Annotated in this window: 21 protein-coding genes; 10 read left to right on the top strand and 11 right to left on the bottom strand. The window is 72.5% G+C overall.

The annotated features are described in order from the left end of the window. The 3 genes from AB0A97_RS02360 to AB0A97_RS02350 all read right to left on the bottom strand — a co-directional run bounded on the left by AB0A97_RS02360 (position 1) and on the right by AB0A97_RS02350 (position 3,891). The gene (locus AB0A97_RS02360) at positions 1 to 837 is read right to left on the bottom strand and encodes a phosphatase PAP2 family protein (protein ID WP_361143285.1); all 837 of its coding nucleotides are present in this window, start codon (positions 835 to 837) and stop codon (positions 1 to 3) included. Positions 838 to 1,003: 166 nt separating this feature from the next. After that, positions 1,004 to 2,179, bottom strand: coding sequence for a LacI family DNA-binding transcriptional regulator (locus tag AB0A97_RS02355; RefSeq protein ID WP_361143282.1), 1,176 nt, complete (start codon positions 2,177 to 2,179; stop codon positions 1,004 to 1,006). Positions 2,180 to 2,283: 104 nt separating this feature from the next. Beyond that, a complete protein-coding gene (locus AB0A97_RS02350) occupies positions 2,284 to 3,891 on the bottom strand; it encodes a glycoside hydrolase family 13 protein (RefSeq protein ID WP_361143279.1) in 1,608 nt (535 codons plus the stop codon). A 353-nt stretch (positions 3,892 to 4,244) separates the two neighbouring features. On the opposite strand from AB0A97_RS02350, the gene AB0A97_RS02345 reads away from it, so the two are divergent. The 6 genes from AB0A97_RS02345 to AB0A97_RS02320 all read left to right on the top strand — a co-directional run bounded on the left by AB0A97_RS02345 (position 4,245) and on the right by AB0A97_RS02320 (position 10,774). After that, positions 4,245 to 5,510, top strand: a complete 1,266-nt coding sequence (locus AB0A97_RS02345) for an extracellular solute-binding protein (RefSeq protein ID WP_361143276.1) — start codon at positions 4,245 to 4,247, stop codon at positions 5,508 to 5,510. 14 nt (positions 5,511 to 5,524) lie between these two features. Next, complete coding sequence (locus AB0A97_RS02340) at positions 5,525 to 6,490, top strand: sugar ABC transporter permease (protein WP_361145182.1); 966 nt, start codon at positions 5,525 to 5,527, stop codon at positions 6,488 to 6,490. After that, positions 6,490 to 7,329 carry a carbohydrate ABC transporter permease gene (locus AB0A97_RS02335; protein ID WP_361143273.1) on the top strand — a complete coding sequence of 280 codons (840 nt, stop codon included), beginning with the start codon at positions 6,490 to 6,492 and terminating at the stop codon, positions 7,327 to 7,329. The genes AB0A97_RS02340 and AB0A97_RS02335 overlap by 1 nt, the downstream gene beginning before the upstream one ends. Before the next feature lies 1 nt (position 7,330). Continuing rightward, entirely contained in the window at positions 7,331 to 8,968 is a 1,638-nt protein-coding gene (locus AB0A97_RS02330) for a glycoside hydrolase family 13 protein (RefSeq protein ID WP_361143270.1), read from the top strand. Further along, on the top strand, positions 8,965 to 10,044 hold the full coding sequence (locus AB0A97_RS02325) for a LacI family DNA-binding transcriptional regulator (protein WP_361143267.1): 1,080 nt from the start codon (positions 8,965 to 8,967) through the stop codon (positions 10,042 to 10,044). Before AB0A97_RS02330 ends, AB0A97_RS02325 begins: the two co-directional genes overlap by 4 nt. Before the next feature lie 76 nt (positions 10,045 to 10,120). Further along, the gene (locus AB0A97_RS02320) at positions 10,121 to 10,774 is read left to right on the top strand and encodes a 1,4-alpha-glucan branching protein (protein WP_361143264.1); all 654 of its coding nucleotides are present in this window, start codon (positions 10,121 to 10,123) and stop codon (positions 10,772 to 10,774) included. Positions 10,775 to 10,842: 68 nt separating this feature from the next. On the opposite strand, the gene AB0A97_RS02315 is transcribed toward AB0A97_RS02320, so the two are convergent. Beyond that, complete coding sequence (locus tag AB0A97_RS02315) at positions 10,843 to 11,394, bottom strand: EF-hand domain-containing protein (RefSeq protein ID WP_361143262.1); 552 nt, start codon at positions 11,392 to 11,394, stop codon at positions 10,843 to 10,845. A 251-nt stretch (positions 11,395 to 11,645) separates the two neighbouring features. Here AB0A97_RS02315 and AB0A97_RS02310 point away from each other — a divergent pair, with 251 nt between their 5' ends. Beyond that, positions 11,646 to 12,335, top strand: a complete 690-nt coding sequence (locus tag AB0A97_RS02310) for a hypothetical protein (RefSeq protein WP_361143259.1) — start codon at positions 11,646 to 11,648, stop codon at positions 12,333 to 12,335. Positions 12,336 to 12,400: 65 nt separating this feature from the next. Beyond that, positions 12,401 to 12,652, top strand: coding sequence for a hypothetical protein (locus tag AB0A97_RS02305; RefSeq protein WP_361143256.1), 252 nt, complete (start codon positions 12,401 to 12,403; stop codon positions 12,650 to 12,652). A gap of 87 nt (positions 12,653 to 12,739) precedes the next feature. On the opposite strand, the gene AB0A97_RS02300 is transcribed toward AB0A97_RS02305, so the two are convergent. Continuing rightward, positions 12,740 to 13,210, bottom strand: coding sequence for a hypothetical protein (locus AB0A97_RS02300; RefSeq protein WP_361143254.1), 471 nt, complete (start codon positions 13,208 to 13,210; stop codon positions 12,740 to 12,742). Between the two features lie 237 nt (positions 13,211 to 13,447). Between AB0A97_RS02300 and AB0A97_RS02295 the strand changes: the two genes are divergently transcribed. Then, entirely contained in the window at positions 13,448 to 14,860 is a 1,413-nt protein-coding gene (locus AB0A97_RS02295) for an alpha-amylase family protein (protein ID WP_361143251.1), read from the top strand. 161 nt (positions 14,861 to 15,021) lie between these two features. Further along, entirely contained in the window at positions 15,022 to 17,622 is a 2,601-nt protein-coding gene (gene pulA, locus AB0A97_RS02290; protein ID WP_361145180.1) for a pullulanase-type alpha-1,6-glucosidase, read from the top strand. 355 nt (positions 17,623 to 17,977) lie between these two features. On the opposite strand, the gene AB0A97_RS02285 is transcribed toward pulA, so the two are convergent. From AB0A97_RS02285 to AB0A97_RS02260, 6 genes are all read right to left on the bottom strand, one after another. After that, positions 17,978 to 18,493, bottom strand: a complete 516-nt coding sequence (locus AB0A97_RS02285) for a GNAT family N-acetyltransferase (protein ID WP_361143248.1) — start codon at positions 18,491 to 18,493, stop codon at positions 17,978 to 17,980. 43 nt (positions 18,494 to 18,536) lie between these two features. Further along, positions 18,537 to 19,253 (bottom strand): TetR/AcrR family transcriptional regulator, encoded by a 717-nt coding sequence (locus tag AB0A97_RS02280; protein ID WP_361143245.1) that lies wholly within the window; start codon positions 19,251 to 19,253, stop codon positions 18,537 to 18,539. A gap of 84 nt (positions 19,254 to 19,337) precedes the next feature. Further along, the gene (locus AB0A97_RS02275; protein ID WP_361143243.1) at positions 19,338 to 20,432 is read right to left on the bottom strand and encodes a PDR/VanB family oxidoreductase; all 1,095 of its coding nucleotides are present in this window, start codon (positions 20,430 to 20,432) and stop codon (positions 19,338 to 19,340) included. A 1-nt stretch (position 20,433) separates the two neighbouring features. Next, positions 20,434 to 21,384, bottom strand: a complete 951-nt coding sequence (locus tag AB0A97_RS02270; RefSeq protein WP_361143241.1) for a metal-dependent hydrolase — start codon at positions 21,382 to 21,384, stop codon at positions 20,434 to 20,436. A gap of 80 nt (positions 21,385 to 21,464) precedes the next feature. After that, positions 21,465 to 23,429 carry a hypothetical protein gene (locus tag AB0A97_RS02265; RefSeq protein ID WP_361143238.1) on the bottom strand — a complete coding sequence of 655 codons (1,965 nt, stop codon included), beginning with the start codon at positions 23,427 to 23,429 and terminating at the stop codon, positions 21,465 to 21,467. A 117-nt stretch (positions 23,430 to 23,546) separates the two neighbouring features. Next, complete coding sequence (locus AB0A97_RS02260; protein ID WP_361143235.1) at positions 23,547 to 23,792, bottom strand: DUF397 domain-containing protein; 246 nt, start codon at positions 23,790 to 23,792, stop codon at positions 23,547 to 23,549. Positions 23,793 to 23,812: the final 20 nt, after the last annotated feature.

Raw genomic sequence — 23,812 nt, 5'->3', positions numbered from 1 at the left:
TCAGGCCGCGGCCACCCGCCGCGGCAGCCGGTGCGGCAGCGCCGTGTACCAGGCGAAGGCCAGGCCGATGCCGAAGGCCAGGCACAGGATGCCGCCCACCGCGTCGAGCCAGAAGTGGTTGGCGGTGGAGACGATCACGATCAGGGTCGTGGCCGGGTAGAGCAGGCCCAGCACCTTGGCCCACACGGGCTTGGCGATCAGCGCGATCATCACGCCGCACCACAGCGACCACCCTATGTGCATCGAGGGCATCGCCGCGTACTGGTTGGACATCGACGCCAGGTTGCCGGACGCCATCGAGCCCCAGGTGTGGTGGACGATGACGGTGTCGATGAAGCCGCCGCCGTTCATCAGGCGGGGCGGGGCCAGCGGGTAGAAGTAGTAGCCGACGAGGGCGACGCCCGTGGTGGCGAAGAGCGCGAGGCGGGCGGCCGCGTACCGGCCGGGGTGCCAGCGGTAGAGCCAGACCAGCACACCGATGGTCAGGATGAAGTGCAGCGTGGCGTAGTAGTAGTTCATCGAGACGATGAGCCAGGTCACCGAGTCCACGGCATGGTTGACGGTCTTCTCCACCGCTATGCCGAGGGTCTGCTCGGCCTGCCAGATCCAGTCCGCGTTCTTCAGCGCCTGGGCCTTCTGCTCGGGCACGGCGTTGCGGATGAGGGAGTAGATCCAGTAGCTGACCGCGATCAGCAGGATCTCGAACCAGAGCCGTGGGGTACGGGGAGAGCGCAGGCGGGCCAGCCGGCCACCGGAGGACGCACTCGGCGCGTCGTCCTCGGTGGGTGGCGGCACGGCCGTACGGCCGTCAAGAGTCTTCACATGCGCTTCACCCATAGGCAGACAGTCTGCCAGAAAGGGGTCGGCGGCCGATCACCCTCCGGTCTTGTCCCGAGGAGGCCCGCCTAGCACCTTAGAGGGAGGCGCTACCCCCACCCCGGTCGGGGACGCCTCTGCCTTTCGGCAGGGACGGACCGGCCCCTACCGGACACCGGCGGACCACTCAGGCGGAGCTGCCGTCCGTACCGGTCCGGCTGCCGTCCGCACCGGGCCGACTGTCGTCCGTACCGGCCCGGTCTCCGTCCGCACCGGGTCGGCCACTGTACGTATCGGACCGGCTGCCGTCCGCACCGGAGGAACCGCCCTGGCCGGGAACCCGGACGGTCTTCGGGACCGAAGCCGTGGAACCGCGGACGACCAGCTCCGGATGGAAGACGAACTCGCTGTGCGGCGCCGGGGTGCCGCCGACCTCCTCCAGCAGGGCGCGCACCGCCGCCTGCCCCATCGCGGTGACCGGCTGCCGGATCGTGGTCAGCGGCGGGTCCGTGAAGGCGATCAGCGGGGAGTCGTCGAAACCGACGACGGAGACCTCCCGGGGCACGTCCAGGCCCTGCTGCCGGGCGGCCCGGATCGCGCCGAGCGCCATCATGTCGCTGGCGCAGACCACCGCTGTGCAGCCGCGGGCGAGCAGCGCGCCGGCCGCGGCCTGCCCGCCCTCCAGGGTGTACAGGGAGTGCTGGATCAGCTCCTGGGCGGCCGCCCGGTCCAGGCCGAGCTGGTCCCGCATGCTGTGCAGGAAGCCCTCGATCTTGCGCTGGACGGGCACGAAGCGCTTCGGCCCCAGGGCCAGCCCGATCCGCTGGTGGCCCAGTGCCGCCAGATGGGTGACGGCGAGGCGGATCGCGGCCCGGTCGTCCGGCGAGACGAAGGGCGCCTGCACCTTGTCGGAGAAGCCGTTGATCAGGACGAAGGGCACGCCCTGGCCGCGTAGCTGCTCGTAGCGCTGCATGTCGGCGGAGGTGTCCGCGTGCAGTCCGGAGACGAAGATGATCCCGGCGACACCGCGGTCCACCAGCATCTCGGTCAGCTCGTCCTCGGTGGAGCCGCCCGGCGTCTGGGTGGCCAGCACCGGGGTGTAGCCCTGGCGGGTCAGTGCCTGGCCGATGACCTGGGCGAACGCCGGGAAGATCGGGTTCTCCAGCTCCGGGGTTATCAGGCCGACCAGCCCGGCGCTGCGCTGCCGCAGCCGGACGGGACGCTCGTACCCGAGCACGTCGAGCGCGGCCAGCACGGACTGGCGGGTGGTGGCGGAGACACCGGGTTTTCCGTTGAGCACCCGGCTGACGGTGGCCTCGCTGACACCCGCCTGCGCTGCGATGTCGGCCAGCCGGGCGGTCATGGGTGGGACTGTACCGGTCGCCTCCCGGATTGCCCACGTTGCCCGCACCGCCCGGCGGCGGGCCGTGCCGACGGGCGGCCCGTCCGGTCCGCGGGGGCCGCTCGTCAAAGGGCCCACCAGGTGCAGGAGTCACCCGGCAGGACGGCGGTGGCGCCGTCGGCGGAGACCGCCGTGGAGGAGAGCAGCATCCGCCCGGGGCGGGGGAGTTCGACGGCGCGGTCCAGGGTGTTGAGGGTGCACAGCAGCTCCGTACGGCCCGGCCGGCCGGTACGGGTGAAGGCCAGCAGCCCCTCGGGGGCGTCGGCCCAGGCGAGGCCCCCGTCGCCGAGGCACGGGTGTGCGCGGCGCAGGGCGAGCGCCGCGCGGTACAGCTCCAGGGTGGAGGCCGGGTCGCCGGTCTGGGCCCGTACGGACAGGTCCTTCCAGGCGCGCGGCTGGGGCAGCCAGCTGCCGCCGGGGCCGAAGCCGTACGCGGCCGAGTCGCCGTACCAGGGCATCGGTACGCGGCAGCCGTCGCGGAAGCCGTCCTGTCCGTCGCCGCGGAAGAACGCGGGGTCCTGGCGCACTTCGTCGGGCAGGTCGGTGACCTCCGGCAGGCCCAGCTCCTCACCCTGGTACAGGTAGGCCGAGCCGGGCAGCGCGAGCATCATGAGCGTGGCGGCCCGGGCCCGCTGCAGGCCGCCGAGGCGGGTCGCGTGCCGGACCACGTCGTGGTTGGACAGCACCCAGGAGGTGGTGGCGCCGACCGAGGCGGTCGCCGCGAGGGAGGCGTCGACGACGGCGCGCAGCGAGGCGGCGGACCAGTCGGCGGTCAGGAACTGGAAGTTGAACGCCTGGTGGCACTCGTCGGGGCGGACGTACAGGGCGAGGCGTTCGGGGCTGGGGGCCCACGCCTCGGCGACGGCGATGCGCTCGCCGGGGTAGGAGTCCAGCAGGCGGCGCCAGGCGCGGTGGATCTCGTGGACGCCGTCCTGGTCGAAGAAGGGCAGCACCTGGCTGCCGATGAGTTTGGCCTGCTCCTTGTGGCCGATGTCCGGCAGGCCGGGCGCCTTGACCATGCCGTGGGCGACGTCGATGCGGAAGCCGTCCACGCCGAGGTCGAGCCAGAACCGCAGGACCGACTCGAACTCGGCGTGCACGTCCGGGTCGTCCCAGTTCAGGTCGGGCTGCTGCGGGGCGAACAGGTGCAGGTACCAGTCGCCGCGCTCGGTACGGGTCCAGGCGGGGCCGCCGAAGACCGACTCCCAGTCGTTGGGCGGCAGCTCGCCGGACGCGCCCTTGCCCGGGCGGAAGAGGTAGCGCCGCCGGGCCAGTTCCGGGTCCTGGAACCAGGGGTGCTGGTCGGAGGTGTGGTTGGGCACGATGTCGACGATCACCCGCAGGCCCAGCGCGTGCGCGGCCCGTACGAGGTCGTCGGCGTCCTGGAGGCTGCCGAACAGCGGGTCGACGGAGCGGTAGTCGGCGACGTCGTACCCGCCGTCGGCCTGCGGGGAGGCGTAGAACGGGGTGAGCCAGACGGCGTCCACGCCCAGTTCGCGCAGGTAGGGCAGGCGTTCGCGGGCGCCGCGCAGATCGCCGATGCCGTCCCCGTCGCAGTCGGCGAAGGAGCGGACGTAGACCTGGTAGATGACGGCGTCGCGCCACCAGCCGGGTCGCCCGCCGGGCTCTGCCGCCGCGCGGCCGGGGTCGGTCGAGGTCAGCTCCTGGGTCATCTGGCATCCCTGTCGAGAGTGGGGCGATTCGGGGGAGAGCGTCCATGCATCGTCTTGCAGGGTCCAGGCATCGATCGTCGGACGGTCGTCTACGGACTCAACGCGCGGAGCACGGCGGGGTGACGGGCCCGCGGGCGCTCGGAGCCCTGGTGAGCGGCCTGCCGGGGTGCGAGGGGCGTGGTGTGCGCGGGCGCCGCCCCCTGCAACCCCTTCCCGTCGGCTTGCAGAAAATTGCCGCAAGGTCTTTCGAATTCATGACGGCGCTGTTACGTTCCTGTCCGCCATCACAGGCGTTCCGAACGGCCGGGCATGGCGTTCCGACGCCATCTCGGGCGTTACCTTGAGGAGTTCACATGCGGCGTGGCATGGCGACCACCGCGTTGGTCGCGGGTCTGGCACTGGCGGCGACAGCGTGCGGCAGCGGCGGCGGAGGCGACCAGCAGAGCGGGGGCGAGCTGTCGGGCACCGTGACCTTCTGGGACACCTCCAACGACGCCGAGAAGGCGACGTACAAGAAGCTGGCCGAGAGCTTCGAGAAGGAGCACCCGAAGGTCGACGTGAAGTACGTCAGCGTCGCGTTCGGCGAGGCCAACGCCAAGTTCAAGAACGCCGCGGGGGCCGGCGCCGGCGCCCCCGACGTGATGCGCACCGAGGTCGCCTGGGTCGCCGACTTCGCCAACCTCGGCTACCTCGCCCCGCTGGACGACACCCCGGCCCTGGCCGACACCGGCGACTACCTGCCGCAGGCGCTCGGCAGCACCAGGTTCAAGGACAAGACCTACGCGGTGCCGCAGGTCACCGACACTCTCGGCCTCTTCTACAACAAGCGGCTGCTCCAGCAGGCCGGCGTCGAGGTCCCCAAGACCTTCGCCGAGCTGACCGCCGCCGCCCAGCAGATCAAGGACAAGACCGGCGCCACCGCGCTGTACCTGCGCGGCGACGACCCGTACTGGTTCCTGCCCTACCTCTACGGCGAGGGCGGCGACCTGGTCGACGCCCGCGACAAGGTCGTCACCATCGACGACGACGCCGGTGTCAAGGCGTTCAAGGCCATCAAGGACCTGGTCGACTCCAAGGCCGCCGTCACCGACGCCACCGACGGCCAGGAGAACCAGCTCAAGGCCCTCAAGGACGGCAGCGTCGCGATGGCCGTCAGCGGCCCCTGGGACATCGAAGGCGTCCGCGCGGGCAAGGAGTTCAAGGACAAGAAGAACCTGGGCGTCGCGCCCGTACCCGGCGGCAGCGCCTCCCAGGGCTCCCCGCAGGGCGGCTGGAACCTCTCCGTCTACGCGGGCTCGAAGAACCTCCAGGCGTCCTACGCCTTCGTCAAGTACATGAGCTCGGCGAAGATCCAGCAGCAGACCACCGAACAGCTCAGCCTGCTGCCCACCCGCAAGTCCGTGTACGAGGTGCCGTCCGTCAAGAACAACGAGATGGTCGGCTTCTTCAAGCCCGCCGTCGACAAGGCCGTCCAGCGCCCCTGGATCGCCGAGGGCAACGCCCTCTTCGAGCCGATCAAGGTGCAGATGAACAAGGTCCTCACCGGCTCCAGCACGCCCGAGCAGGCCGCCAAGGCCGTCGGCGACAGCTACCGCAAGATCCTCAAGGACTACAAGTGACGGACGCCGTACGGATGTCCCGGGCCCGGCGGAAGGGGACCGCCGCCGCGCCGCCGGGCCGGGCGCGCAGAGCCCTGAGCACCCACTGGTACGCCTGGACCATGGTCGCCCCGGTGGTGCTCGTCATCGGCGTCATCATCGGCTACCCCCTGGTCCGCGGCCTGTACCTGTCGCTGACGGACGCCAACGAGGCCAACGTCGAGCGCAACATCGGCATGAACCACATCCCGGCCACCTACACGTTCACCGGCCTGGAGAACTACACCGAGATCCTCGGCGACGACGTCTTCTGGGGCCGCCTCGGCTGGACCGTCCTGTGGACGGTGGCCTGCGTCGCCCTCACCTTCGCCATCGGCCTGACCCTCGCCAACCTGCTCAACCGCACCCTGCGCGGCCGCACCTTCTACCGGCTGGCGCTGATCCTGCCCTGGGCCATCCCCGCCTTCGTCTCCGTCTTCACCTGGCGGCTGCTCTACAACGAGAAGAACGGCCTGCTCAACAAGGTCCTGGCGGGCGGCGGCATCGACGCGGTGCCCTGGCTGAACGACCCGACCTGGGCCAAGCTGTCGGTCATCGCCGTCAACGTGTGGCTGGGCGTGCCGTTCATGCTCGTCGCGCTGCTCGGCGGTCTCCAGTCGATCCCCGGCGAGCTGTACGAGGCCGCGGAGATGGACGGTGCCAACGCCTGGCAGCGGTTCCGCAACATCACCCTGCCGGGGCTGCGCGGCGTGAGCAGCACCGTGATCCTGCTCTCCACCATCTGGACGTTCAACATGTTCCCGGTGATCTACCTGCTCACCCGGGGCGGCCCCGGCGACGCCACCGAGATCCTGGTGACGTACGCCTACCGGCTCTCCTTCGTCGACAGCCCACGGGACTTCTCCGGCTCGGCCGCCTGGGGCGTGCTGATCCTGCTCCTGCTGTCCCTCATCGCGGTCGTCTACCGGCGCTCGCTCCGCAAGCAGGGAGAGGTGTGGTGATGGCCGAGTCCCTGCGCAACAGGCGCAGCCCGCTGGCCTCCGTCGGCCTGCACGCGACCCTCCTGATCGCCGCCGCCGTCGCGGTCTTCCCGCCCCTGTGGCTGCTCGTCACGTCCTTCAAACCGAAGAACGACGCCTTCTCCACCGAGCTGGTCACCCACTTCACCTTCGCCAACTACCGGCACGTGGTCGCCGACACCCAGTTCCTGACCTGGTTCGGCAACTCGCTGCTGGTCGTCGGCGTCACCACCGTCCTCGGCGTCTTCGTCGCGGCCACCACCGGCTACGCCGTCAGCCGCTTCCGGTTCCCCGGGATGCGCCCGCTGATGTGGCTGCTGCTGATCACGCAGATGTTCCCGGTCGCCGTGCTGATCGTGCCGCTGTACAACCTGATGGCGAGCCTGGGCCTGCTCAACCAGCCGGCCGGTCTGATCGTCACGTACCTGACCATCGCCGTCCCGTTCTGCGCCTGGATGATGAAAGGCTTCTTCGACACCATCCCGGTGGAGATCGACGAAGCCGGGCGCGTCGACGGCCTCAACCCCTTCGGCACCTTCTGGCGCCTGGTCCTGCCGCTGGCCCGCCCCGGCCTGGCCGTCACCGGCTTCTACACCTTCGTGACCGCCTGGGCCGAGGTCGCGTACGCCTCCGCGTTCATGACCGGGGAGGAGAACCTGACCCTCGCCGGCGGCCTCCAGACCTTCGTCAACCAGTACGTCAACGACTGGGGCTCGATGACCGCCGCCGCCGTGATCATCGCGGTGCCCGCCGGCCTGGTCTTCGCCTTCGCCCAGCGCCACCTCGTCGCCGGACTGACCTCCGGCACCACCAAGGGATGACATGACCACCCAGACCACCCAGCACCACGCCACCGGAGCGCCCGCCGACGCCGCGGACGCGACCGCACCCGGTGCCACCCAGTGGTGGCGCGACGCGGTGATCTACCAGGTCTACCCGCGCAGCTTCGCCGACGGCGACGGCGACGGCATGGGCGACCTCCCGGGCATCCGCACCCGCCTTCCCTACCTGAGGGACCTCGGCGTCGACGCCGTCTGGCTCAGCCCGTTCTACTCCTCCCCGCAGGCCGACGCGGGCTACGACGTCGCCGACTACCGCGTCATCGACCCGGCCTTCGGCACCCTCGCCGACGCCGAGGCGGTCATCCGCGACGCCCACGCCCTGGGCCTGCGCATTATCGTCGACATCGTCCCCAACCACTGCTCCGACCAGCACGCCTGGTTCCGGCAGGCGCTGGACGAAGGCCCCGGCTCGACGCTCCGGGACCGCTTCCACTTCCGCAAGGGCCGCGGCGAGAACGGCGAACTCCCGCCCAACGACTGGGAGTCCGTCTTCGGCGGACCCGCCTGGACCCGCGTCGCCGACGGCGAGTGGTACCTCCACCTGTTCGCTCCCGAACAGCCCGACTTCAACTGGGACCACCCCGCCGTCCAGGACGAGTTCCGCTCCATCCTGCGCTTCTGGCTCGACCTCGGCGTGGACGGCTTCCGCATCGACGTCGCCCACGGCCTGGTCAAGGCCCCGGGGCTGCCCGACACGGGCCGCACCGACCAGCTCAAACTCCTCGGCAACCAGGTCCTGCCCTTCTTCGACCAGGACGGCGTCCACGCGATCTACCGCTCCTGGCGCCGTGTCCTGGACGAGTACGCGGGCGAGCGCATCGGCGTCGCGGAAGCCTGGACCCCCAGCGCCGACCGCACCGCCCTCTACCTCCGCCCCGACGAACTCCACCAGGCATTCAACTTCCACTACCTGAACACCGGCTGGGACGCGGCCGAACTGCGCGCCGTCATCGACGCCTCCCTCGACGCCGTGCGGCCGGTCGGCGCCCCCACCACCTGGGTCCTCTCCAACCACGACGTGGTCCGGCACGCCACCCGCCTCGGCGGCGGCGCCCGCCGCGCCCGCGCCGCCGCCCTCCTCATGCTCGCCCTCCCCGGCTCCGCCTACGTCTACCAGGGCGAGGAACTGGGCCTCCCCGAGGTCACCGACCTGCCCGACGAGGTCCGCCAGGACCCCGCGTTCTTCCGCGGCGACGGCCAGGACGGCCTGCGCGACGGCTGCCGCGTACCGATCCCGTGGTCCGGCGACACGGCCCCGTACGGCTTCGGTACGGGCGGCAGCTGGCTCCCGCAGCCGCCGGAGTGGGCGGGCCTGAGCGTCGCCGCCCAGACCGGCGACCCGGCCTCCATGCTGGAGCTGTACCGTACGGCCCTCCGGCTGCGCCGCACCCACCCCGGGCTCGGGGCGGGCGACCGGGTCGCATGGCTGGACGCGCCCGAAGGCGTCCTGGCCTTCCGCCGCCCCGGCGGCTTCGTCTGCACGGTCAACACGACCCCCGACCCCGTACGCGCCCCCGTCCACCCCGACTGGCGCCCCCTCCTCTCCTCCGCCGAACTCCTCACCGTCGACGACGAACCGACCCTCCCGGCGGACACCGCCGTGTGGTGGGAAGCGTGACCGACCGGCCCGACGCACCGCCGGCCGGGGGCAACGGCCCCCGGCTGGCGCACATCGCCGCGCAGGCGCAGGTCAGCGAGGCGACCGTCAGCCGGGTGCTGAACGGCAGGGCGGGCGTGGCCCGCGGCACCCGGCAGCGGGTCCTGGCCGCCCTCGACCTGCTCGGCGGCGAACGCCCCGTGCGCCTGCGGCGCACCAGCGCCGGACTGGTCGGCCTGATCGTCCCGGAGCTGACCAACCCGATCTTTCCGGCCTTCGCCCAGCTCATCGAACAGGCCCTCGCGGGCCACGGCTACACCCCCGTCCTGTGCACCCAGCTCCCCGGCGGCGCCACCGAGGACGAACTCGTCGAGCAACTGGAAGCCCGCGGTGTCACCGGCATCATCTTCCTCTCCGGTCTCCACTCCGACAGCACCACCGACCCCGCCCGCTACACCCGCCTCACCGACCGCGGCCTTCCGTACGTCCTCATCAACGGTTACCACGAGGACATCACCGCACCCTTCGTCTCCCCGGACGACCGGGCGGCCTCCCGCATGGCCGTACGCCACCTCGCCGAACTCGGCCACCGCACCATCGGCCTGGCGGTCGGCCCGGCCCGGTACGTACCGTCCCGCCGCAAGGCCGAAGGCTTCGCGGCGGCGTTGCGGGAGGAATTCGGCCTGCGGAAGGGGGCGGCCGAACGGCTCACCCGCCACACCCTCTTCGGCGTCGAAGGCGGCCACGCGGCAGCCGCCTCCCTGCTGGACGCGGGCTGCACGGCGGTCGTCTGCGGCAGCGACCTGATGGCCCTCGGCGTCGTACGGGCGGTCCGCCAGCGCGGCCTCGACGTCCCCTCCGACATCTCCGTCGTCGGCTTCGACGACTCCCAGCTCATCGCCTTCACCGACCCGCCACTGACGACCGTGCGCCAGCCGGTACGGGCGATGGCCTCGGCAGCCGTGGACGCGCTGATCGAGGAGATCCGCACCCGCGCGGACGGCGACGGTCCGCCCGACCGGCACACGGAGTTCGTCTTCCAGCCGGAGCTGGTGGTACGGGGATCGACCGCCCGGCTCCCGGAGACGGCGGGGTAGCGCGCACGGCCACGGGTGGCAGGATGACCCCGCAATCACGCGATCACCGCCGCCGCTTACGGGAAGGTGCCGGACCATGGCCGTCATCCACCACACCACCCTCTCACCCACCAAGCTGGAACTCCTCACCCCCTGGCTGCCCGAACAGCCCTGGTACGCGGGCGACGGGACCGCCCCGGACCTGACCAAGGCCGGCGGCTTCCGGCTGGACGACCCGGAGGGCGAGGTCGGCATGGAGTTCATGGTCGCCACCGACTCCTCCGGCGCCGCACCGGTCCACTACCACGTCCCGCTCACCTACCGGGGCGCACCGCTGCCCGGCGCCGACCACGCGCTGATCGGCACCCTGGAGCACGGCGTACTCGGCAAGCGCTGGGCCTATGACGGCACCCACGACCCGGTCCTGGTGGCCCAGCTCTTCGCCCTCCTCACGGGCGACGCCGTGGCCCAGGCCCAGAGCGTCAGCGACGCCCTCGACCCCACCGTCCACGCGCAGCTCGCCGGCACCGGCCACGGCACCGTACCGGGCCCCGCCTCGGTGACCCCGGCCCCGTCCGCCACCGACATCCTCGTCCGCTCCGCCCGCCCCCTGGTCCTGCGCGTACACCGCGTCCTGGCACCGGGCGACACCGACGGCGGGTCCACACTGGGCCACATCAGCGCGACGTGGACCGAGGCGTCGGGGGAGCGGGCCCGTGGAGTGTTCTTGACGGTGCATGAGAGTGCGTGACGGCGCATGAGGTGTCGGACTGACGGCGGCAGACGCGGGCTACGCCGTGCGGCCCGGGAAGGCCGCGCTCACCCGCCGAGCGGTGAACCGAGCAGCCAGTCGCCCGGGGCGTCAGGGTCCGGGCTGAGGTAGAACTCCTCGATGGCCTTGCGGAACTCGGCGTGGCTGATGGCGCCGTCGCCGTCGCGGTCCAGCCGCCGGAAGGCCGGGGCGGAGATCTCCCGGGGGATGTGCAGCGCCTCGTACATCCGGACGTACTCCTCGGTGGTGAGCACGCCGTCGCGGTCGGTGTCGAGCGCCCGCATGAGGGCGTCGACGATCTGCAGCACGACGTGCTCGAAGGTCTTCGGGTCGGTGACGTGCGAGCGCATCAGGCCGATGAACGGCCGGCGGCCCACCCGGCCTTCGCCGTCCGTGCCGCCGGCGTCGCGCAGAAGCTCCCACCACCTGCCGAACGCCTCGCGCAGCGCGGCCCGGTTCTCGTGGTCCTCGGGTCGGGCCACCGCCATGAACAGTCCGCCCATCACCTCGAAGTCCTCATGGGTGAGCCAGCCGTCCTCGGTGCGGTCGAACCAGTCGAAGAGGAGGCTGAACTTGCGGTCGAGGGCGTCGTTCGCCATCGCACCCACCGTCCTTCCGCGGGGCGTCAGGGGCGCGTTCCATGCAACTGCCGGTGCGGGGCGCGGTCAACGACGGTTCGGGTCAGGTTGTCCGGGGCGGTCGGCCCTTCGGGGGCCGTACGGCGTTCAGCCGCTTCGCGCAGCCGTGTTAGCCGGGTGTTAGCGGAGCGGCAGTTGTGCGCTAGTGGTCCCGGGCAGAGTCGGTGACGTTCCGAGGAAACATGACGTCACCGACTGCACCGGGGGTTCGAATGAGCGCCAGCACCACTGTCCGCACCGCACGTCGCCGTACGCTGCGGGTCGCCGCCGCGGCCCTGGTCGCGGCGGCCGGCCTGTCCCTGACCGCCTGCTCCGGCTCGGACACCACCGGCACCAAGGCCGCGGGGCAGCCGGGCATGGGTACGGTGGCCGAGTCCCGCGACGCGGCCTCGTCCGTGGGGACGCAGTCCACCTCCGCGGGAACGCGGGGCTCCGAGGCCAAGGGGGCCAAGGGGGCCAAGGGAGCCGAGGAAGCCAAGGCGGGGGCGCCGGTCCGCACCGTGCCCCTGGCGGACGGCATCAGCAAGGCGGAGGTCCGCCGGCTCGGTGACCAGCACTACCGGGCCAGGATCGTCGCCCGTGGTGACGTCCTCGCCACGCTGGAGACCAAGCAGCGTGACGCCGGGCTGGACGCCAACGACATGTTCGTCGTGCTGTCGCTGGACGGCAAGGTGCACTCCTGGATGGGCGGCGGACACCAGGGGCCGGGCACCTTCAAGCTGGCGGGCGGTTGGACGGCCAAGGTCACCAAGGTCGGTGAACTGCACTACCGCGCGCAGATCCTCGGCAGGGGAGGCGCGGTGTACGGCACGGTCGAGGCCGACCAGCAGGACGCCGGGGTCGTCGCCAACGGCGTGCCCATCGTGCTCAGCGGCGGTGGGGTGATCAGCGCCCACGCGTAACCGCCGGTGCTCGTCGGGGCAGCTCGGAATGTTGCGGACAAGAGTTCAGAGACCAGCTGGAGATCATGATGAAGTCGTGGCGTACGCGTATCGGTGTCGGGCTGGCTGTCGGTGCCGCGGCGGTGGCCGTTCCCCTGACCGCCACCACCGCCTCCGCCGCCCCGCCGCCCGGTGACGGCTGGATTCCCGCCGGCGCCGAGAAGTACCCCTCGAAGGGGGAGTGCGAGGCGAAGGAACTCCCGGGCGCCCGGGCGAACGGGTACCACGAGGTGTGGTGCGACGACAGTGAGACGATCATGCCCATCTACTACCGCTGACCGCTGATCGCTCCGTGAAAGTCCGCTGCCCCGGTGTGCCGCACCGGGGCAGCGGACTTTCCGCGTTCCGGGTGCCGTCCGCCGGGATCACCGGTCGCCGAGGAATTTCTCCAGGAACGGGGTGGGGGCGCAGCGGGCGACGGCCGCGCAGGTGACGCACAGGGCGATTCCGGCGAACGAGACGACGGAGAAGTTCCCGACCAGGAGCAGGACGACCACCAGAACAGCGGCCACGACGGGAACCACCGCCCTGACGGGCCGCACTCGTTCCTCCTGGGCGTGCAGCGCGCTCGCGATGTCCTGGCTCCGCCGCCGGCGCTGACGTTCCCGTTCCCTGCGCCACTCGGCCTCCCGCTCGGCCTCCTCCTGGGCTGCCATGCGCTGCCGCAGCTCCGCCATGGCGGATTCCTCCTCGGGGCTCCGCCCCGGCGGCGTGTGCACATGGAGGTCACCCTCGAAGGAGCCGGTCTGGATCACCAGCCCGTGGTTGACCTCCGCGCTGAACACGTTCGTCACGGTTTTCTCGTCGATGTCCCGGCGCCGTATGTCATCCCCCATGCCACCGACGGTACCGGCGCTCCATCGGGAGCACCATCGACCTCCACGCCCGGCGGTACGTGCGGCCGCGAGGCTGTACACCCCGCCGGGCGCGGCGCTTTGGTGGTGGGGACCGCCGGGGCGCCGTGGCACCGGCACGCCGTAACGCCGCTGCAATCTCTTGCGCAAACTCTTGCAACAATCAACCACGGCGGATAGAACAACGGCTGAACACCTCCCACCCCCTCAGGAGGAACCATGGCCCCCACCCGCCGCAGGCACCCCGCGCGCAGACCCGTGGCCGCCGCGCTCGCGCTTCTCTCCGGTGCGGCGGCGGCCGTCCTCGCGCCGCCGCCGCAGCCCGCGAACGCGGCGCCCCCCGGGGTGAAGGACGTGACCGCCGAACTCTTCGAGTGGCGCTACGAGTCCGTCGCGAAGGAGTGCGCGAACACGCTGGGGCCCGCCGGTTACGGCTTCGTGGAGGTGTCGCCGGCCACCGAGCACATCCAGGGCGGCCCGTGGTGGACCTCGTACCAGCCCGTCAGCTACAAGATCGCCGGACGGCTCGGTGACCGGGCGGCCTTCAAGGACATGGTGGACACCTGTCACGCGGCCGGGGTCAAGGTGGTCGCGGACGCGGTGATCAACCACATGTCGGCCGGTTCGGGCACCGGCACCGGCGGCTCGTCGTACACGAAGTACGACTACCCGGGGACCTATCAGCGCCAGGACATGGACGACTGCACCGGGCGGATCACGGACTACCGCGACCGCTGGAACGTGCAGCACTGCGAACTGGTCGGCCTGGCGGACCTGGACACCGCCGAGCCGTACGTCCGGTCCCGGATCGCCACGTACCTGAACGACCTGCTGTCACTCGGTGTGGACGGGTTCCGCGTCGACGCGGCGAAGCACATGCCGGCGGAAGATCTCGCCGCGATCAAGCGGCAGTTGAAGGACCCTTCCGTTTACTGGAAGCAGGAAGCGATATACGGGGAGGGCGAAGCCGTCTCCCCGGCCGAGTACCTGGGCAACGGTGACGTACAGGAATTCCGGTACGGCCGCGACCTGAAGCGCGTGTTCCAGAACGAGAAGCTGGCCTACCTGAAGAATTTCGGCGAGGGCTGGGCCTACCTGCCCTCCGCGCGGTCCGGTGTCTTCGTCGACAACTGGGACACCGAGCGCAACGGCTCCACACTCAGCTACAAGGACGGCGCGGACTACACCCTCGCCAACGTCTTCATGCTGGCCTGGCCGTACGGAGCGCCCGACGTGCACTCGGGGTACGAGTTCTCCGACCATGACGCGGGGCCGCCCAACGGCGGCACGGTCGAGGGCTGTTGGCAGGACGGTTGGAAGTGCCAGCACAACTGGCCGGAGATCCGCAGCATGGTCGCCTTCCGCAACGCGACCCACGGCACGGCCGTCACCCACTGGTGGGACAACGGCAACGACGCCATCGCCTTCGGGCGCGGCGACAAGGGCTATGCGGTCGTCAACCACGAGGGCAGCGCGCTGACCCGCACGTTCCAGACCGGGCTGCCGGCCGGCCCGTACTGCGACGTACAGAGCCGCAGGCCGGTGACGGTGGACGGCGACGGCCGCTTCACCGCCACGGTCGCCCCGAACACGGCGCTGGCGCTGCACGTCGGCGCGCGTAGCTGCGGCTGACCGACGCCCGACGCCCGACGTCCCGCGCCCGGCGCCCGTCGTCCGAGGCGGCGGGCCGGGGCCGCCGGCCACCCCGCCCCGGCCCGCCCGGCACGTCCCGAACGTCCTGAAGGAGTCCTTACGTGAGGCGCACCCTCCGCCGTACCGTCGCAGTCGTGGCCATGGCCCTGTGCGCGGCGGTCCTGCCCGCCCCGCCCCCCGCGAACGCCGCACCGCCACCGGCTCCCGCCACGGCGGCGGCGCAGTGGATCGACCGCGACACCCTGGTCTGGAAAGGCGCCCGGCGGGCGGACGCCCAGTTGGAGTTCGGGGCGGAAGGGGAGGGGCGGGGGGTTCAGCGGATACGGCTCACGTCCAGCGTCCTGACCCCGGACGAGCAGGCCGCGTATCCGCACCTGCGGAACTTCCCGGCGTTCGCCGTCGACCCGCGTGACCGGAGGTTCACCTTCACCGCGCTGCGCGACCGGCTCGTCGCCGTCCAGCCGGACGCCGACGGGCGGCGCGTCAGCACCGGCGTACAGATCCCCGGTGTACTGGACGACCTGTACGCCCCGGCCGCGGCGGGGACACCGCTCGGCCCGGTCTTCCGGCGCGGCCGCCCCACCCTCTCCGTCTGGGCACCGACCGCCCGCACCGTCGCGCTCGAACTCGACGGCCGTACGGTCCCGATGCGGCGGGACGACGCGAGCGGCGTGTGGCAGGCGCGGGGCACGCGCGGCTGGGCGGGCAAGCCGTACCGGTACGTCGTCACCGTCTGGGCGCCCTCCGTCGGCCGCTTCGTCACGAACAAGGTCACCGACCCGTACGCGACCGCCCTGACCGCCGACTCCACCCGCAGCCTCGTCGTCGACCTCGCCGACCCGCGCCTCGCGCCCAAGGGGTGGGACCGGCTGAAGAAACCCGCCGCGGTGCCGCTGAACCGGGCCCGCATCCAGGAACTGCACCTTCGCGACTTCTCCGTCGAGGACCGCACCTCGCGCCACCCCGGCCGCTACCTCGCCTTCACCGACCGCCGCTCGGACGGCATGCGGCACCTCAAGGCCCTCGCGGACGCCGGCACCTCGTACGTCCACCTGCTGCCCGCGTTCGACATCGCGACCATCCCGGAACGGCGCTCCGACCAGGCCCGCCCGGACTGCGACCTGGCGGCGCTGCCCGCCGACTCCGAGCGGCAGCAGGAGTGCGTCGGCAAGACCGCCGCCCGCGACGCGTACAACTGGGGGTACGACCCGTTCCACTACACCGTGCCCGAAGGCTCGTACGCCTCCGACCCCGACTCGCCACGGGCCCGGACCGGCGAATTCCGCCGCATGGTGCAGGGCCTGAACGCCGCCGGACTGCGCACCGTCATGGACGTCGTCTACAACCACACCGCCGCGAGCGGCCAGGACGCGCTGTCCGTACTGGACCGGATCGTGCCCGGCTACTACCACCGGCTGCTGGACGACGGCTCCGTGGCCACCTCCACCTGCTGCGCCAACACCGCGCCCGAACACACGATGATGGGCCGGCTCGTCGTCGACTCGATCGTCACCTGGGCCCGGCAGTACAAGATCGACGGCTTCCGGTTCGACCTGATGGGACACCACCCGAAGGCCAACATCCTCGCCGTACGCAAGGCTCTGGACGCGCTGACCCCCGCCAAGGACGGCGTGGACGGCAAGGCGGTCGTCCTGTACGGGGAAGGCTGGAACTTCGGTGAGGTCGCGGACGACGCGCGCTTCGTACAAGCCACCCAGCGGAACATGGCGGGCACCGGAATCGCCACCTTCAACGACCGCGCCCGGGACGCCGTACGCGGCGGCGGGCCCTTCGACGCGGACCCGCGCGTCCAGGGCTTCGCCTCCGGTCTCCACACGGACCCCAACGCCTCGCCCGCCAACGGCACCCCGGCCGAACAGCGCGCCCGCCTGCTCCACTACCAGGACCTGCTCAAGGTCGGCCTCACCGGCAACCTCGCCGACTACACCTTCACCGACACCTCGGGCCGGACGGTCAAGGGGGCGGACGTCGACTACAACGGCAGCCCGGCCGGGTACGCCGCCGCCCCCGGTGACGCCCTCGCCTACGCCGACGCCCACGACAACGAGACGCTCTACGACGCCCTCGCCTACAAACTCCCGCCGGGCACCCCGGCCGCCGACCGCGCCCGTATGCAGGTCGTCGCCCTGGCCACCGCCGCGCTCTCCCAGGGCCCGGCCCTCTCCCAGGCCGGGACGGACCTGCTCCGCTCCAAGTCGCTGGACCGCAACTCCTACGAGAGCGGCGACTGGTTCAACGCCCTGCACTGGAACTGCCGGGACGGCAACGGCTTCGGACGCGGACTGCCGCCCGCCGCCGAGAACAAGGCCGCATGGCCGTACGCCCGGCCCCTGCTCGCCGACCCCGCCCTGCGCCCCGGCTGCAAGCCGATCAAGGCCGCCTCCACCGCCTACCGCGACCTGCTCCGTATCCACGCCACCGAACCGGCCTTCGGGCTGGACAGCGCCGCCGCCGTGCAGGAGGCGCTCTCCTTCCCGCTGTCGGGGACGGAAGAGACACCCGGCGTCGTGACCATGCGGCTCGGCAAGCTGGTCGTGGTCTTCAACGCGACGCCGCAGCGGCAGCTCCAGCGCCTGCCGTCACTCGCCGGCGAGCGGTACGGCCTGCACCGCGTGCAGGCGCGCGGCGCCGACCCGGTGGTGAAGACGGCCTCGTACGAGAAGCGGACGGGGGCGTTCGGCGTCCCGGCGCGGACGGTCGCGGTGTTCGCCGCGCGGTGAACGGCCCTCCTGCTCATGGGCGACCGCCGCACGCGGCCGCCGCAGTGTGGGGCCGTCCATGGGCCGCCCTGCCCATGGACGGCCCGTCCGCCGACGGCGGTTCCGGGGCCTGATTCCCCCGTGGATCGTCCCCCATGGTTCCCCCATCCGTCCGCCGGAGCGGACTCCATGGGCCCCCGTGATCCCGTGCCCTCAGGCCCCGGTGACACCACTGTGCGCCGTCCGGGAATTGTCCGAAAGCCCTGGCGGCGCCGGACAAAGGGCCGTACAACCCGCCCCGGTTGCACGCCGGACCAGCGCGCGCCGGTGAAGTGCGCCGGGTGTACGCCCCCTGCGCCCGCGCCTACGCCCCTGGTCAGAGCACCCGCTTCTCCAGCAGCGTGACGGTGTACCTGCTCCCGTCCGAGCCCTCCTTCGCCCGCTGCTCGCCGACGACCCGGTAGCCCGCACCCTCGTAGTACGGCCGCAGCCGAGGATTGCCCGACTTGCAGTCGAGGCGGCTCAACGGACGGCCCGCCTCGGCGATCCGCCGCTCGGCACGGGCCAGCATCGCGCGACCGGTGCCCGCCGGCGCCCGGTCGCGGTCGACCATCAGCCGGTGCAGATACCCCGCGACGGGCGGCTGCGGACCCCAGGCGGGCAGATCCTCCCACCACAGCTCCCAGGCACCGGCGACCTCCCCGCCCACCTCGGCGAACCAGACCTCGCCCTGCTCGATCCGCAGCCGGAAGTGCTCCGCGTCCCGCTCGCCCGGAGTCCACTGGTCGATGCCCCGGCCCCGCATCCAGCGGGCGGCGCCGTCGTAGAGCGCGACGAGGGCGGCCACGTCGGCTCCGGTGTCCGTGGCGAGGCGGAAGGTGATCATGTCCATGCGCGGATTGTGCCGCAGCGGCGCCGGCCCGGGCCCGCCCGCCTCAGGACGGCTGCGGCGCCAGCGCCATCAGCCGGGTCAGCAGGTCGCCGAACGGCCCGTCGGACGGCTCGTCGGCCAGCACCCGGCCCAGGACCGCGGCCATCCCCTCGTCGTACGCGGCGCTCACCGCCGCCAGTGCCGCGAAGTCGTGGACCAACTGGCGTTCCAGTTCGCCGCGCGGGATGGCGCGGCTGTCGAGCCAGATCAGCGCGGTGGTCTCGGCGAGCGAGATCCAGGAGCGGACCACCAGTTCCATGCGCGGAGCGGGCCCTTCCACCCCGAGGTGGGAGAGGATCTGCTCGTACGCGGCCTGGCGCACCCCGTCGATCATCGCGCTGGTCCGGCCGGACCCCACGGCCTCCATCGCGCCGATGGACGGACCGCCGCGCATCAGCGCGGAGAAGCCGGGACCGTGCTCCTCGACGAAGTCGAAGAACCGTTCCATCACGCGGAGCAGGCGGGCGCCGAGCGGCCCTTCGTGCGGTTCGACGAAGCGGGCGGCCAGTTCGTCGGCCGCCCGGCGCAGCGCCGCCTCGTACAGACTCTGCTTGCCCGGGAAGTAGTGGTAGACCAACGGCCGGGAGATACCGGCCGCCTCGGCGATCTCGTCGATCGAGACCTCTTCCGGTGCCCGGTGGCTGAACAGGCCGAGCGCCACGGCGATCAACTGCTCGCGTCGTTCCTCGACACCCATCCTGCGGCGCGCCCCGTTGGTCATGCGCACACCCTAACGACCGGGGACGCGCCGCGGAATCGAGCGATCGGAGGCCGGACGGCGGGGCCCCGGCCCCGCGGACGGACGTCAGAGATCGAGCACCAGACGTCCGCCCCGGGCCCGCGAGACGCAGATCAGCATCGAGTCGTCCCGCTCGGCGTCGGTGAGCAGCTCGTCGCGGTGATCGACCTCGCCGGAGACCACCCGCTGCTGGCAGGTGCCGCAGAAGCCCTGCTCACAGGAGTACGGGAGGTTCGGCAGGGCCTGCTCGCGGATGGCGCGCAGGGCGCTGCCGTCCGCCGGGACGGTGACCGTGCGGCCGGTGCGCCGCAGCTCCACCTCGAACTCCGCGTCCTCGCCCGGCGCCGGCGCCGCGACCGGCGCGAACCGCTCGGTGTGCAGGGTCAGTCCGCGCGCCCCCCGCGGCAGCAGCCCGGCCACGGCGTCCATCAGCGGATCGGGACCGCAGCAGTAGACGGCGGCGTGCGGCGGCGCGTCGGCGAGCGCGCCCGCCAGGTCGGGCAGGCCGTCCTCGTCCTCGGCGACCACCGTCACCCGGTCCGACGCCGCGCCCGCCAGCTTCTCGATCTCCGCCAGGAACGGCATCGACGCGCGCGACCGCCCGCCGTACACCAGCCGCCACGGCACGCCCTCGGACTCGGCCTGCCGCAGCATCGGCAGGATGGGCGTGATGCCGATGCCGCCCGCGATGAACAGGTAGGCGTGACACTCCTCCAGCCGGAAGCGGTTGCGTGGCCCGCGCACCTCGACGGTCGTGCCCTCGTGCAGTTGCTCGTGCACCTCGCGCGACCCGCCCCGGCCGTCCTCGATCAGCCGCGTCGCGATGGTGTACGAGCCGGTGTCGGCCGGGCTGCCGCACAGCGAGTACTGGCGTACGGCCCCCGAGGGCAGGACCACGTCGAGGTGGGCCCCGGGCTCCCAGCCCGGCAGGCCGTCGCCCTCCAGGCGCAGCCGTACGACGCCTTCGGCCTCCTCCGCGCGCTCCACGACCAGCAGTTGCAGGGGACCGGAGCGGCCCCGGCCCTGACCGGAGACGGGCTGCTCCAGCGCGGGCATCGGCCACAGCGGCGACCGGCCGATACGCCGGCGCAGGGCCCGCTGGACGACCAGCGCGGCTCCGGCGGCGACCAGGACCGTACGTATCCGGGGGAGGGGCGGCATCTCAGGCGGCTCCTGTCGAGTGCTGTGTCGGGTGCGGTGCCGGGTGCGGTACCGGGCGGTTCTCGGCGGCGGTCGCGGCGGGGGAGCCGGCCAGGTAGGCGGCGGCCTGCTCGGTACTGCCGTACCGCGAGGGGTGGTAGGTGCGGCTGAGGTACTGGGGGATGGAGCGGGCCATGGCGCCGGGAGCGGGCAGGACGCCCTGCCGCCCCGCGCGGAAGAACTCCCTGAAGCTGGCCTTGCCGTCCGGCAGCGAAGGGTCGTTCTCCATGAAGAAGCGGGTGCCGCGCTGCCAGAGGAAGACGAGCGCGGAGAAGGCGGTGGCCCAGGTCCGCACCCGCCGCCGGTACCCGCCGTCCACGTGCAGGAAGAGGTCGAAGGCGACCGAGCGGTGCTCGACCTCCTCGGCACCGTGCCAGCGCAGCAGGTCCAGCATCGTCGGATCGGCGCCCTTGGCGTCCAGCGCCTCCGCGTTGAGCACCCAGTCCCCGAGGAAGGCCGTGTAGTGCTCGATGGCGGCGATGATCGCGACGCGCTCCATCAGCCACCACTGGCTCGCCCGCCCCGGCGGCAGGGTGCGGTCGCCGAGCAGCTTCTCGAAGAGCCAGTCGACCTGCGCGGTGTACGGGGTCGGGTCCAGGCCGAGCCGCTTGAGGTGCGGCAGCACGTCGTCGTGCGCCTGGGAGTGCATCGCCTCCTGGCCGATGAACCCGATCACGTCCTCCCGCAGCCGCGCGTCCCGGATCTGCGGCAGCACCTGCTTGTAGACGTGCACGAACCAGCGCTCGCCGGCGGGCAGCAGCAGGTGCAGCACGTTGATCGTGTGGGTGCTGTCCGGGTCGCCGGGTATCCAGTGCAGAGGGGTGTCCGCCCAGTCGAAGGCGACGTTGCGTGCCCTCAGCGGGGTGTGCTCGGACGCGACCGGCCGGGGCCGCAACGAGGCCGTATTAGACATGGCGTCAATGTACTGGCGGGTACGGGATCGGCAACAGGCCCCGGGCAGGGATTTCCCCCGGCGCCACCTGTTGCCCAGGGCTACCGCAGCCCCGTCACCCGCCCGCCGCTCCGCAGCCGCCCCGACAGCTCCGCCCGGGCGCCCGCCGTGGCCGGTACGGCCAACTGCGAGCCCGCCGCGCGACCGGTGATCCCGCCGCTCGCGCCGACCTCCGTGAGCTGTCCGCTGCCCGCGGCCACCAGCCACCACTGCCCGCCGGGCGCCTTCCACAGGACCCCGGCCAGCGCCCACGGCTCACGCGGGCCGCACCCCGGGCCACCCTCGGACCGCGCCACCACCGTGCCCGGCGCGTACCGTCGGCCGCCCGCGGGCGGCGTCTGGACCTGGGCGAAGGTACGGCTGCCCGCGCCCCGCCAGGTCTCGGCGCGGGTGCACACCCACGTCGCGGCACCGCCCCCGGCGGGCAGTTGCTGCTGTGCGAACGCCCAGGAGTTGACCGTACGGATGCCATGGCCGCGCAGCCCGCCGAGGTGGCACGCCGTGCGCGCCCAGGCCGTACGCGCCTGCGGTCCGTCCGGTGCGCCGGTCCGGTCCGGAGGCCCGGACGTCAGCCGGGCCGGGAGCAGTTCGCCGAGGTCGGTGAAGAGGCCGCCGTCCAGCCGCAGGGCCTGCCAGGCCGTGCAGGCGGTGGCCCGCGCGGGCGTCGGTACGGGGCCGGTCGTACCGTCCTCGCCGAGAGGCAGGGGACGGGCCGCGCCGGTGGGGTCCAGCAGGTCGGCCAGCTCGGCGTGCCCGGTCCAGGGGGCGGTCAGATAGCGGACGTTGCTGTCCGCGCGGCTGAGCACCAAGGCCGTGGCGGAGGTGTCGTCCGCGCCGTCCGCGCGGGCGAAGTCCAGTGCCACGCCGCCCGGCCCGTCGGGGTCGTCCGCCGGTTCGGCGTAGCGCACCACGCGCAGTCCGTCGTACAGGAGCACCACCGCGGCACGGTCCGCCACGCCCGCGTAGAGCAGTTGCGGCGGACCGGCCGCGGGGCCCTTGGCGGTGTCCGGGGTGGCCGAGACCCGCACGTCCGGGCCGGGCCTGGCCCACACGGCCAGCGCGCGCCGCAGCAGCGCCCGGTCGTGCGTACGGTCTCCCCGGGCGGGCCAGGCCGACAGGTCCCGCCGCGTCGCGTTCCGCCACGTACCGGCGGCGGAACGCGTCACCTGGGCGGGGTCCAGGGCGGCCCGGGCTGCCGCGTTCTCGGCGTACGGGGGAGCCGCGGCGCCATCGGGGCCCCGCCCGCCGCCCGGCACGGTCAGCAGCGCACCGCACACCAGCACCGCCGCCCCCGCCAGCGCCGTGCGCGCGTGCCTGCGGCGGCGCAGGAGGTCGGTGGGCCGGGCCTGGAGGGCACAGGGGTCGAACTCGGCGGATTCCAGCAGCGACCGGTCCCGGCCGCCCGCCGCCGGTGCCGTACCGGCCGCCGCGGCGAGCGCGCCCGGCACGTCCTCGGCCCCGGCCGCCTCCAGGACCGCCCGTACGTCCGCCTCACCCAGGCCCTCCAGCGCGCGCAGCACGTACGCCGCGCGGGCCGGTGCGGGCAGTGCCGACAGCGCGCGGTACAGGGTGAGTTCGTCCATGCCGCCGGAGCGGGGGAACAGCCGCAGGCCCCAGACCTGCGGCAGCAGCGGCGGCATCGGGGGCACGGGCACCTCGCGGCGCAGCAACGGCAGCCGTACCCGGGGGTTTTCGGCTGCCAGGGCCGCGCGCAGCACGCGCAGCCGGACCAGCGCGTAGCCGGGGTCGGTGACCGGGCGGCGCTGGGACGGCAGGGCAGGGAGCTGTGCGGGAGTGTCCTTGCGCGGCAGCGCGCGCTGGACGACCGAATGCGCCGTCAGGACACGCCGGTTGCGCCCCAGCGTGGGCGGCAGGACCAGGTAGGCCAGGCGCGTCAGCCGCGGATACTGCTCGACCAGGGCCGCCTCGGCCTGATCGACACCGACGAAGGCGGCCGGGACGCCAGGGCCGTCCGGACGGGCTGCTGTTGCCTGCTGCTGCTCCACGTTCCGTGAAACGAGTGAATCGTGGGATGGTCACTTCGCCCGTCGCGTGCCCCCTCGCTCGGCGGCACACGCCCCTGCGCGGCGGTACGGGGCCCCGCCCGTACCGCCTCGGGCCCGCTACTCCGGGCGCTGCGCGCGGTCGAGGTCGAACTCGCCGTCCCGGGCGCCCAGGACGAACGCGCGCCACTCCGCTTCGGTGTACCGCAGCACCACGTCCGGCTCCTTGGAATTGCGCATGGCCACCGCGCCCTGCTCCAGGAAAGCGATCTCCACCGCCTCCTCGGACTCGCCGGGGGCGCGCTGCCAGGTGGCGCCGGAGATGTCGAGGGCGTAGAGCCACTCCTTGTCGGCTGCGGCACTCATACGGTGAACTCCTCGCTCGC

This window comes from Streptomyces sp. NPDC045470 (assembly GCF_040646595.1).
Taxonomy (GTDB): domain Bacteria; phylum Actinomycetota; class Actinomycetes; order Streptomycetales; family Streptomycetaceae; genus Streptomyces.
This window is presented reverse-complemented; position numbering and strand designations above follow the sequence as displayed.